At 64.9% G+C, this 11,492-nt stretch carries 12 protein-coding genes; 4 read left to right on the top strand and 8 right to left on the bottom strand.

The genetic code is table 11. The annotated features are described in order from the left end of the window. Together ACWFRJ_RS21160 and ACWFRJ_RS21155 are read right to left on the bottom strand one after the other, a co-directional pair. Positions 1 to 357: an SCO3933 family regulatory protein gene (locus ACWFRJ_RS21160; protein ID WP_453532848.1), complete on the bottom strand. Its 357-nt coding sequence runs from the start codon at positions 355 to 357 to the stop codon at positions 1 to 3. Between the two features lie 139 nt (positions 358 to 496). After that, entirely contained in the window at positions 497 to 1,276 is a 780-nt protein-coding gene (locus ACWFRJ_RS21155; protein ID WP_453532845.1) for a GntR family transcriptional regulator, read from the bottom strand. A gap of 18 nt (positions 1,277 to 1,294) precedes the next feature. On the opposite strand from ACWFRJ_RS21155, the gene ACWFRJ_RS21150 reads away from it, so the two are divergent. Continuing rightward, positions 1,295 to 1,762, top strand: a complete 468-nt coding sequence (locus tag ACWFRJ_RS21150; protein ID WP_453532842.1) for an NUDIX hydrolase — start codon at positions 1,295 to 1,297, stop codon at positions 1,760 to 1,762. A gap of 321 nt (positions 1,763 to 2,083) precedes the next feature. On the opposite strand, the gene ACWFRJ_RS21145 is transcribed toward ACWFRJ_RS21150, so the two are convergent. From ACWFRJ_RS21145 to ACWFRJ_RS21120, 6 genes are all read right to left on the bottom strand, one after another. Beyond that, positions 2,084 to 3,070, bottom strand: a complete 987-nt coding sequence (locus ACWFRJ_RS21145; RefSeq protein ID WP_453532839.1) for a DUF6414 family protein — start codon at positions 3,068 to 3,070, stop codon at positions 2,084 to 2,086. A gap of 455 nt (positions 3,071 to 3,525) precedes the next feature. Beyond that, complete coding sequence (locus ACWFRJ_RS21140) at positions 3,526 to 4,008, bottom strand: hypothetical protein (RefSeq protein ID WP_453532836.1); 483 nt, start codon at positions 4,006 to 4,008, stop codon at positions 3,526 to 3,528. A 289-nt stretch (positions 4,009 to 4,297) separates the two neighbouring features. Then, complete coding sequence (locus ACWFRJ_RS21135) at positions 4,298 to 5,347, bottom strand: beta family protein (RefSeq protein WP_453532833.1); 1,050 nt, start codon at positions 5,345 to 5,347, stop codon at positions 4,298 to 4,300. A gap of 397 nt (positions 5,348 to 5,744) precedes the next feature. Next, the gene (locus ACWFRJ_RS21130) at positions 5,745 to 6,026 is read right to left on the bottom strand and encodes a hypothetical protein (RefSeq protein WP_453532830.1); all 282 of its coding nucleotides are present in this window, start codon (positions 6,024 to 6,026) and stop codon (positions 5,745 to 5,747) included. Beyond that, positions 6,023 to 6,754 carry a GntR family transcriptional regulator gene (locus ACWFRJ_RS21125; RefSeq protein WP_453532827.1) on the bottom strand — a complete coding sequence of 244 codons (732 nt, stop codon included), beginning with the start codon at positions 6,752 to 6,754 and terminating at the stop codon, positions 6,023 to 6,025. Before ACWFRJ_RS21125 ends, ACWFRJ_RS21130 begins: the two co-directional genes overlap by 4 nt. Before the next feature lie 566 nt (positions 6,755 to 7,320). Further along, positions 7,321 to 7,599: a hypothetical protein gene (locus tag ACWFRJ_RS21120; protein ID WP_453532824.1), complete on the bottom strand. Its 279-nt coding sequence runs from the start codon at positions 7,597 to 7,599 to the stop codon at positions 7,321 to 7,323. Positions 7,600 to 7,677: 78 nt separating this feature from the next. On the opposite strand from ACWFRJ_RS21120, the gene ACWFRJ_RS21115 reads away from it, so the two are divergent. The 3 genes from ACWFRJ_RS21115 (at position 7,678) to ACWFRJ_RS21105 (ending at position 11,101) form a co-directional block, all read left to right on the top strand. Beyond that, on the top strand, positions 7,678 to 8,433 hold the full coding sequence (locus tag ACWFRJ_RS21115; RefSeq protein WP_453532821.1) for a GntR family transcriptional regulator: 756 nt from the start codon (positions 7,678 to 7,680) through the stop codon (positions 8,431 to 8,433). An 851-nt stretch (positions 8,434 to 9,284) separates the two neighbouring features. Further along, a complete protein-coding gene (locus ACWFRJ_RS21110) occupies positions 9,285 to 10,565 on the top strand; it encodes an XRE family transcriptional regulator (protein WP_453532818.1) in 1,281 nt (426 codons plus the stop codon). Next, complete coding sequence (locus tag ACWFRJ_RS21105; protein WP_453532815.1) at positions 10,562 to 11,101, top strand: N-acetyltransferase family protein; 540 nt, start codon at positions 10,562 to 10,564, stop codon at positions 11,099 to 11,101. Before ACWFRJ_RS21110 ends, ACWFRJ_RS21105 begins: the two co-directional genes overlap by 4 nt. Positions 11,102 to 11,492: the final 391 nt, after the last annotated feature.

The following is an 11,492-nucleotide window of genomic DNA, read 5'->3' as shown; positions in this document are numbered from 1 at the left end:
TCAGGCTGCCTTGGAGTTCGTGGCACCACCGGTGAGCGAGGTGACGGCGACGGCGCGGAAGGCGATGCCGTGCCGCTTCTGCCCGTTGAACTCGTTCTCCCACGGGCGGGCGATCAGTCCGGTGAGGGCGACCGGGGTGCCCATGGCCAGCTCGTCGGAGATGCCCGGCTGGGGGACGGTGACGGACAGGATCTCCACCGCGTCGTTGGCCGCGAACATCACGTCCACGGTCATCAACTGGGCTCCAGTCTCGATGTCTTGGGCGAGCTCACCGGTACGACGGTCCTTGACCTTGGGCTGCGGGGCCTTGGCGACCATCACGGTGGCGGTGGAGGTGTCGACGGGGATCTGACGCACTGCGGATCACTCCTCTAGAGATGCTGGACTCCGTCACTCATGTATAGGAGTGACATGAAGAAGAGTGCATCACTCCTATACATGAGTCAACCCGCCGCGACAGAGAAGTCACGGCGGGCTGCTAAGAGTTGAGGGCGCGTCAGTCTGCGGCAGGGATCCGATACTCGAAAACGAACTGGTCAGCGGCCATGAGGGTGTCGCAGACCTCGACCACACGGCCTTCGGTCGTCCGGGCCTCGCGGATCAGATGAACCACCGGAGCTCCGGGACTGAGCGCGAGCTCGGTTGCCTCAGCCTTGGAGGCCGGACGTGCTTGCAGCGTCTCAACGAACTCGGCGAACTCGTGCCCGTGGTCTTCGAGTCGGGCGTAGATGCCACCGCCGCCGGGGTTCTCGGCGAACAACTCGGGGATGTCCTTCACGACGTCCCACGGTAGATACGAGGACGCGGTCTCGACGGGGGTGCCGTTGCGGAAGTAGAGACGACGCCGGGCAAGGACCTGGGTACCGGCCTCGACGCTCAACCGCTCAGCAGCATCCGCGGGGGCCTCCATGGGCCCGATGTACAGGACGCTGACCTTGGCCGTGGCGCCGGACTGCGCGGACTCCGCCAGATACGCGGCCTTGCCACCCTGCCGAAGCGAGCGCCGGAAGCGATCCGAGGACCGATGCCGTACCGGCGGCCGATCCTTCACGATCGAACCCTTGCCGTGCCGAGTCTCGACGAGCCCACTGGCCCGCACCTCGACCATCGCCTTGCGAATCGTCCCGCCGGCCACGCCGTAGCGCTCCACGAGCTCCGACTCACTCGGCACCATGTCACCGGGCTTCAGAACTCCCGCCCGGATCTGCTGAACGATGTCGTCAGCGATCTGCACGTACCGAGGTCCGGCCCTCCCCTCTCCTACCGCAGTTCCCATAGTCCTTCTCTTCCTCCTATGCTCCTGTATATGAGTAACAGCGCCCAGGAAGGCCAGTCAACGCCACTGCACTCCGTGTCCGTAGCCGGAGTAGTGGTTCGCGAGGACGGCCGACTCCTGGCAATCCGCCGCGCGGACAACGGCAAGTGGGAACTTCCTGGCGGTGTGCTCGAACTCGACGAGACCCCCGAAGAGGGCGTACGGCGCGAAGTCCTGGAAGAGACGGGCATCCACATCGAGGTGGACGAGCTCACCGGGGTCTACAAGAACACGACCCGGGGCATCGTGGCGCTGGTCTTCCGCTGCAAGCCGGTCGGCGGCACCGAACGCACATCCAGCGAATCAACGGCGGTCGACTGGCTCACGCCCGAAGAGGTAGCCGAGTGGATGTCCGAGGTCTACGCGATCCGGCTCCTCGACGCCCTAGACGGGGCAGGCCCTCACGTGCGAAGCCACGACGGCAAGCGCCTGACGCCGACGCGATAGAACTTTCCCTACTTCATCAAGGCCCGCGCACAGCGCGGGCGCGCGCCGCCTCGACGGCGCGGCCTGCCTCCTGTCTCCGCCCCGGCTGGCCGCGCCAGGCGGCGCGCTCGCGAGCTGCGGGCATGAAGTGGGAGACACCCTCTGTGGCTGGGGCGGTCGGCTCCACGGCTTTAGGCAGCCACTTTGGGGCGAGCCTCTAAGATCATGGCCCCAACGTCGTGCTTTAACGGGCAGGTCCACAGACTGCCCGACTCGCCGTGAGCTTAAGGGGCCATGATCACTCGCCCCAAAGCAGCTCCAGCCCAAAGCCGCTCCACCGACCTACGACCGCGCATTCACCAACTCGACACTGCGAGGAATAGTTCGGTATACGGCGAATGGGATTAGAGAGAAACCTGGATGCTGAGGCAAATCAATAAATCCGATCCTCCCCAAGTTCCGCATTTGAGCATTCATCGCTTCGGCGAACTTGCCGCGATTGACATTGCCGTTCGAATTGTAAAAGTTCATATCCGGCAACTCGACTTCTTCTGTCCCGTAGCTCCCAATGCTACCGACCAGTGTCCACTCGTGACGCTCCGTGCCGTAGCGGGCGAAGAGAATCTCCGCGTCAGTGTCGAGATACTGACGCCCCTCCTGGAGTCGGGAACTCACTAGGGCACCCTCGGCTGGCGTCAAGTTGATATGCAAGCCTGGAGTGAATACACCCTTTGCGATTTGCACGAATGATCGCAGGGTGTTCCCGTCCGTCCCGCCAACCGATGGGAAGTCAGGGATTGCGTCCTCCAGTTGTTCTACACCCCCCTCGACCTTCTTTGTCGGCTTGCGGCGCTGCTGGCCCTGCTTACCCTTTCCTGGCTGCTGCGGCACGTCTGATGGCGAGGCTCCGATACCTTGGAGCCCGACATTCACGTGCCCGAAGGCGGCAAAAGCAGAGGCCGCATACCTTGTATCGAACAGGGACCCAGGCGCCGTAATTCTGACGAGCGACCCTGGAGGATATTTCTTCTTAAGTTCGCCAGTTGCCCAAAGGTCCACCTGCGATGCATCTTCCGAAATGTCACGCAATAGGAGTTCCGACTCCAAAGCTTCTTCCAGTGTTGGGAATAACGCATCGCCGAGAGATTTGTTGGTATAGCTCTCACTACCGGACCCCTGCAGATGTTGAGCTGCCGAGCGAGGACCGAAGGTTGTCCTCTTCTCCTTGCGTTCCGTCTCTCGGGATTCCTCCGCAATTCCGCCATCGAGCTGAGCAAGCAGGGCGCGAACCTTATCAGTGTCGACATAGAGAAACTCGCGCAGAATCATTTGTTCTCCTGACATTGCATCGTCTTTGCGCGGCCCGCGTGGTGCAGCGCGGCATGACGAGATTGAACACCCAACTTGGCGCGGATGTCCCGGTTTTCACTAGATGCGGCCCAGGCCGCGACTGCCACGTCAGCCCCAAAGGGCGGAGCGGTGATCACGCTGCTCAGGCCTCGGCCTCGGGCCCGTCCCTGGACCGTCTGAAGCTGACGAGAGTCGGCAGCGGCCGCCCACAGCTGACCATCTCTCTCATCCTCCCGCTCTGGCCTGGGCCAGCGCCGGACTGCTGCGGCTCTGCGGCTCGCACCACAAGCGCACCAGATCGGGTAGGGAATCGCGGTGAACGCGGTCGGGCCCAACGAGACCGCGTTCCGACCGTTCGCACACGTCACCGCCCAAACCAGCCTCAGATGACCACAGCTTCCCAAGCTGAGGTTACGGCTAGGCAGCTCGTTCGCTCATCGATTGGGGTCAAAGACCGTCCCACGTAGAGGGTTCTCATCGCTCCACCGACCATTGATGACGTCATCCGCCCACCGCGTAGTCACCACAGCCCGAGCCGAGAAGTATGTCCCCAAGGAGTCTGTCTGCGAGATGTACGAAGTGGCCATCACCGAGTCTCGGTCAGCGACGATCTGGCGTACTCCTTGCTCCACGGCGCGCAGTTCACGAGCAAACGCGCTATAAAACACGTCTAGCCCGTACGTCAGTAGGCGAGCCAGAGGCTTCTCGAACGCCCCACGCAGTTCGGCTACTTTGGCGTCGAAGTCGCCAAGATCCGGAAACCGGCCTTGCCCGACATCCCCTAGCACTTGCATCAAATACATGATCCATGCCTGCGCTTCGCTGCGGACCTCGGCAACACAGCGGACCGCGTCGTCTCGACGATCTGCCGCTTTCGCAGCAGCACTAGCCTCTAGCGCCCGCTTCTGAGCTTGCATGGGCCCAAAGTAGGTCGCGGCTCCGCCGATCATGGCGCCGACCGAACCTGCTACCACTGCGGCCCAAGCAGCATCCACGTCATCCCCCAAGACGACTCACCAGGCACCAGCACGCCTGCAATTCTCGCTCGAGCCCACGACGCTACCGTAATGCGCAGGGCGCTCGTTGGAGGACCGTCGGCGGGTAGGTGCCAAGTGAGCCCGTGCGTGTCTAACTGCGCGACAACGCCAAAGAACAACGGCGAACAAGCGCGCATGTCTGCGGACCATCAGTGCAAATTCAGTCGGCTCATGGTCGCCCCAGCGCCGTAAGGCTGTTGGTGACCACAGCAAGATGGTGCGAGGTCGCCCAAGCCCGCCACTCTTTGCCAGCGCCAGCCTTAGGCCGCTGGCGGGATGCGCACTCCTGGAGGCTAGCGTCCCCCCATGACGTTCGAGCGCCCGTCTGCGGCCAATGAACTGACGCCACCAAGTCTTGGCTGAGCTTGAAGAAGTCGTCATTGCCCGAGCGGATCCGTGGATAGACGAAGACCTGCCAGCAGTCCTGCGTGGTGTAACGCATGTTCGGGTCGGGTGTGCCTCGCGACTTCACTGGAATGCGCGGGTGCGTGACTCCAAAGTCCCCGAAGTCTGGCGGCTCGCCGCACCATTGATCTGCAACTCTCTGCCACAGTTGCGCATCCTGTCTGGCTACGGGCGTCGCACAGCCTCGCGGGAAGCCTGTCAGGTTCACAGGGAAGGCGCCGGCGGCAATAGTTCTGTGGCGCCACCGCCAACACGACAAGCGCTCCAGCGTATCGAGAGCTGTCTGGACCAACCCATCTCGCTCAGCGCTAGACCGGACTGGGCCTGCATCGACTAGGAGATCGATCTCCTCGGGCTCTCTCTTTAACTGACGGAGCAAGCTTTGAACTTGAGGCCGGTCAAGCAGAGGCCCGCTCGCGTCATCAGCCACGGAAACGCGCAAACATGCTCCATGGCCGTGTCGAGTGCTGGCAGCGGCTACTTCGTCCAGCACAGCGCGTGAGTCCGTGCTGCGGAAGACGGGGCACATGGCTCTGCCCCTCAAATCGAGAGACTCACTCACCCGAGCGACAGGTCCGCCAGCATCGCCTTCCAAGACGCACGTTGCCGGGAGCGCTCCGCAGTCCACAGTTAAGACTGCGCCGTTCGGTATCGCCTCCATCGCGTGCTCGCAGAATGTCTCCAGGACGTCTCTCACGTTGATGTCCGGTACGACCTCCATCACCGGACGAATACTCGACCACACCTCCTGTGAGGCATGTTCGAGAGCCATGAACTCGCCCGCCTTGCCCTTGAGTATCGGAATGTAAGCCACCGGCCACCCCCTAGGCGCGCCACTGTGCCCAGACCAGTTGATGCTTCAGGTACTTTCAGAGTGACCATGCACTCACCGTCCAGGTAGGGCGCGAACAAGCCATGGGGCGGAAACCCTCGCCGCGCGTCATTGAGGCATCACGACAGGCGTAAGCAGGTGACAGTCGTGCGGATCTCACCCGCGTATCGCATGGCACCGCATCACGGTCCCGCCACGTCGTGCTGTCCGGACCCGTTACGACTGCTGGAATTCTGCGCTCCGTGCTCGGACCGAAGAGTGGCAGTCTCTTCTAAGCACTTGGCTGCCAGGGGGGAGATACCGACCGAGGTGCCACATCGCCGAGGGAGCGGGTGCTGGGGCGACCGAGGCGGGCGCTGAACCGGTGGTCGTAGGCCACTCACCGTTTAGAGGTGCTGCGGCTGATCGCTACGCGGAGCGCATTCCGCAAGGCTCCCTGTAGGTCCGTCGCCAGGAGGCGCAGCCGATCTGGCTCTACGTCCTCGCCGTCCAGTACTTCCTGTGACTGCTCCAGCAGTTCCGCTGCCATCCCGAGGTGTACCGCCTCGATGTTGTCGGCCAGGCGGGACATGTGGCCGCTGCTGTCGTTGGTGCTGAGGTAGCAGGGCTTGCCGTCTGGTCCTGACCAAGGGAGGAGCCGCAACTCGTCTCGGGAGGTCATCTTTCCGTCCGTCCTGCGTCGGTTGCGTGGTTGGTAGTGAAGATCGCGTCGGCGCGGTCCCCTGGGAGCACCAGGAGCGCGGCCTCGACCACGCGTCCGGTGATGTCGGCCGTCACGCGTGTGATCGCGAGGACCGCCAGGGCGGAGCTAATTCGAAGGGTCGAGGCCTCGTCTGGTGTCGGGAGGCGGGCGCTGACTGTTTCGCGGATCTCGGCTGACGTTGGGCGCAGTGCCGCGAATCTGGCCGCCGCTCCCTCGTACATGCGCGGTTCATTGAGCACAGTGGCTGGCGCCAGGTCGCGAGGGACGTAGATGCGAGCCAGGCTGTGCGGTGATTTCGCCTCGTAGCTGAGGCAGGAGAACTCCGTCAGGGCGCTACCGGTCGACACTCGCAATAGAGCTGTCAGATGCCCGCTCGCCCGGATCTTGGTGGTGCGGACCGTGATGCGCAGCCCTGTGTCGGGGGTGGTCTGCGGGGCCGGTGTGCCATCGCCGCCGACGTAGGTGATTTTACGGAGGGGGCGACGAACGAAGTTCCCCTTGCCGTGGATCTTCTCGATCAGGCCCTCTCCTTGGAGTACTGCCAGAGCACTCCGTAGCGTTGCCGTGCTGACCTTGTATTGGGCGGCTAGTTGAGTCTCGGAGGGGAGGCGTTCACCGGGCTTCAGGCGACCCGTCGTGATCTCCTCGCGGAGGTCGGCGGCGATGCTCTGGCGGCGAGAAGGCATTGGTTGGATCACCTCCCTCTCGTCATCCGAAGTGCGGCGAGTCGGCTCCGCGGGTGCAGGGTCAGCAGCTCGCCTGACTCGAATACGAGTTGCTTGGCACCGCCCGCCAGTTGAACGAGGTCGGCCACACGGCAGGGCTGGCCGCCCACTCGGATGACGTCGCCGCGCAACACGCTGGCCGCAGTGATCTCGACCGTGGAGGCCAGTGCGCCGCTGGGTGTCCATGTCCTCACTGCGGTACCTCCGCGGGTGCCGGCCGATTGGCCGTCGTGTGGCAGGGGCAATCGCACGCCTCGTAGACCACGGGAACGTCGAACGGCGTTTTGGTGGGGGAAGACTCCCTGCACGCGTGGTGCGTACCGATCCGGCACGCGCTCGATCGGTAGGGGACGTCCCCCGTATGCGTGATGCGGGGGCGCTGGCTGGGTGGCATCAGCAGGCACCCGCCAGGGTGCACGAGATGCCGGTAGGCGCGAGGCGAGGTGCAGCGGGCGAGTCCTGCCGTCCACGCTTCTCGCAGGCGAGTAAGAGGGAACGTCCGATACGGATGAACATGCTGCTCGCTCCTATTGCTGATGGCTCGGTCCGTCGACAGGGCCCGTCGTCGGGACCGCTTTGCGTACGGCCGCCCAGAGGGTGCGGCTGTTCAAGCTGGTGGCGAGCAGTCCGAATCGGTCGGCCATCGCCACCACTTCCAGGGCCTCCCGCCATGACTCGGCGGAGAGCGATTCCGGTACCTCCGCTTCGATCGACGTCTCTCGGTCGTGCTCCTCCACGCGTGTGGTGAGCCCGAGGGCCGATAACCGAGCTGCGATGACCTCCGCGCTCACTTCTGAAGCAGGCACAGGGCAGCCTCCGTCACCAGCGATCACTTTGAGTTAAGCTAGTTAACTAGATTAGAGCTAGTGGACTAGATTTTCCATATGCCTGAGCAGCCGCCTTATCTCCGCATCGCCGACGTACTGCGGCGGCGGATCTCGGAGCGCGAGTGGACGCCCGGAGATCGGCTCCCGTCCCGCGCCCAGATCGCCCAGGAGTGCGGCGTGGGCGAGAACGTTGTGCGCCGGGCCCAGGAGCTGCTGATCTCCCAGGGGGTACTGGAGGGGCGTGCCGGATCTGGTACCTACGTCGCCGAGCCGCGGCAGCGTGTACGCGTTGTCCGCTCGGCGGCGCGCGAGCAGCCCCAGAGCTCTCCGTTCCGCGCGGACATGAAGGCCGTGGGCAGGCAAGGGGACTGGGAGAGTCGGACCGATGCCAAAGTTCCGGCGCCAGCCGAGGTCGCCTCGCGCCTTGGCATTGCCGAGGGCGAGCTGTGCGTCCGCACCGCCTACGAGTTCCTCGCTGACGGCAAGCCAGTTCAGCTGTCGACCAGTTGGGAGCCGTACGAGCTCACCGGCGGCACTCTCGTCGTCCTTCCCGAGGGAGGCCCGCACGCCGGGGCGGGCGTCGTAAACCGCATGGCCCAGATCGGCATCACCGTCAGCCACGCCGTGGAGCAACCGGAACCGCGGCAAGCGACCGCCGAAGAGGTATCACTCCTAGGTATCCAGAAGGCGGCACTGATCACTCACATCCGCCGGACGTACTACAGCGATCAGGGCCAGCCTGTGGAGACAGCGGACATCGTGGTGCCCGCCGCTCTGTGCGAGATCGTCTACGAGATCCCCATCGGCCGTTAGCTCCAGTCCGCTGGGGGCACCCTCTGCACGGACTACAGAGCGCCCGGGGACGGACACCCCCTCTACGTAGTCATGCTCGGTACTGTGGGCGCTATCGCCCTCGACGATGGGAATGACGGTTGCAGGTCGCCTCGGCTACGCAGGCAGTAACGGCATTCTCGCCAGTGGTAATCGCCCTGCTCACGGGCCTCTTCGCAGCTCGGGCAAGTCGCCGATCAAGTTCAGACAAGATCATGGTTCGGCTGACTGCAGAAATCGCAGCTGTTGACTCTGTCGCGGAGGGTACAGCGGCCAAGACGGTGCTCACGTCCCAAGTAGACGCGACAGCTCAGAGGTACAGCGAGATGTGCCAGCGCGAAGACTCTTTTAAGAGAGACGCGGTTGGGGTGGGCGTGGGGGTCTTTCTCAGCCTCGGCGGCATCGGCCTCGGCACGTGGGCCGCTCTCCACGGCGGCGCTTACCTGTGGTGGTGGGCACTTGCTGTCCCCGCGATCATCCTTGGTGTACCGGGCTTCTTTCACGAAGTGACGGGCGGGGACAGCAAGAAGGCGTCCACCGATGCGACGGCTTCGTCGGGGGCAGGAGCGGCTACCAATTGACATCCGTCGTTGACATCAACGGCTCCGGATAGCTGAGGACCTGGGCGCCTTAGCCTGGCCATGGCGACCGCGGTGCAGCCAGGGTTAGAGCCAGCCCAATCGAACTCCTAAAGCGGGTGTCGCAGGTTCGAATCCTGCCGGGGGCACAGAGAAACACCTGGTCAGAGGCCCTTTCGTCCAACGGACGGGAGGGCCTTCGTACTCGCAGCACACATATGGCACACATGGGGCTGTGGGCAGAGGTGGGGAGCTGTGCGAAATGCCCGCGAAGGACGAGCTGGCCCGGCGCCGGTACGAGAAGCTGGTCGACCGCTTGGAGGGCCTGATGCGGGCTTCGCTGAAGCCTCGCTACCGGGGCTACCACGGACAGCTGATCCTGAGCAGCGGCGATCGTGGAAAGCGGGCCGGGTCATCTGGCCGAAGTCAGCTGCCCGCAAGGCACTTGAGGACGTCACCGGATTACCCGCCGTCGCTTTAGGGTTCGTGCCACGAAGCCGGCCTTCGTCCACCCCGGCCCCACCGCAGCAGGAGGACCCCGACATGAAGCGCCGCACCCTCGTCGGCAGCATCGCGGCGGCTGCCGCAGCAGCAGCCGCGCCCGGCGCCGCGTCACCGCGCCATATCGGCATGAGCGACGTCAACCGCCTGAACAAGCGCTTCGCCGAGATCATCGCCAGCGACCACCGCCACGGCGGACAACTCGGCATCGAGCAGCGGGCCGCCGCCCTCGCCGACGAGGCGCTCAACCTCCAGAACGCGGGCAGCGCCACCCAGCGCGTACGCAGCAACCTCTACGCCTCCGCAGCCGCCTTCCGCTCCTCCGCGATGTGGGCCGCCATCGACGGCCGGCGCTACAACGTCGCCAAGGCGCACATGCGCGAAGCCCAGGCCCTCGCCGAGATGTCCGGCGACCAGACGATCAAGTTCCGCATCTGGAGCCACGCGGGCACCATGTACCGCCACATGGGCCGACCGGCGGACGCGTTCGCCGCCAACGACGTCGCCCGCAACCTGCACCTCACACGCCGGGACCCCCTGTTCGCGTCCCTCGGCCTGGCCCGCCAGGGCGCCATCCACGGCGCAGCACAGGACCGCACCGGCACCCACCGAGCCTTCGAGCAGGCACAGGACGCCATGCTGCGTGCCGACCCCGCCGACTACCGGCCGATGTGGATGCTCGCCTTCTACGACCAGGCCGAACTGGACTCCCTGGCCCTCTCCGCGCACTTGGCGCTCGGCGACTACTCGACCGCCGAGTACCACGCCCATCGCTGCATGTCCGCGCTCCGGCCCCACATGATCCGTTCCCGTGCCATCACCACCACCCGGCTCGCCCACGCCCAGCTCGCCCAGGGCGCCCCCGACGCCGCCACGGCCACCGCAATGAAGATCCCCGCCGAGGCCGCCACCCATCACGCTAGGGTCACGCGCATGCTGCAGGAGTTCGGGGCCGCACTGCGCGCCACCGCGCCGGGCAGTTCCACCGCACAGACCTGGATCGAGCACACCGCCACCTGGAGGATGGCCGCATGACCACGGCGCCCTCCATCGAACTGCGCACGTTCACCACCCTTGACACCGTCCGCGGCGACCTCCTTGACGTGTACGCCGACGTGCGCGCCCCGCTCCTCCACCTGCCGAACTACGCAGTCACCGCGTTCGGCGAACGCATCGACCGGCACGGCACTGAGCCAGGGTTCACAGCCGTCATCGCGTACACGGACGGGCACCCGGTCGGCTACGCCTACGGCAACACCATCGAACACGCCGACCGCTACTGGCAGCGCACCAGCCCGACGCCGGCGGACAAGTACACCGAACGTCCGACCGTGGCCCTGAAGGAGATCGGCGTCCGGCCAGCCTGGCGGAAGACCGGCACCGCCCGCCGCATCCACGACGCTCTCCTCGCCACACGCGATGAACCATACGTCACGCTCATGGTCAACCCGGCCGCTGGCGAGGGGAAAGTCCACGCACTCTACGAATCGTGGGGTTACGAAGACATCGGGCAAAGCCAACCCTCACCAGCGTCGCCAGTCCTCACCGTCATGATCCGCGCCAACCGCTAACTTGCCCAGACTTGCCCCCGGCCCACAGCTCCAGCGCCCAGCTCGTCTTCTTTGCCCCCTCCCGGCCGGGCCCGTGGATACCTCGGCAGTCCGTACTCCAACGCGGGATCAAGGACGTGGGTCTCGGACGCTGACGTTGCCGCTCGCCCGTACCGATTCGAGTATCAGCCTCGATCTGTCCACGTCGATCGCCAGCTCTCTTCTCAACGATTCGGCGGACACCGGGGCCTCAGCAGGATCAGACCCCACCCCGCACCGTCTCTAGTGGCGATGACCAACCCGGCCCCGAAGTCCGTCACTAGCTGGTCCACCACCCCCACAAGAGGCCCGCCAGCGTCCGCAGCGCGGCACCGACAATCCACCGCACAACGAGAGTGGCGATCCGCCGCCG

Source organism: Streptomyces sp. NPDC055239, from assembly GCF_053606205.1.
This window is presented reverse-complemented; position numbering and strand designations above follow the sequence as displayed.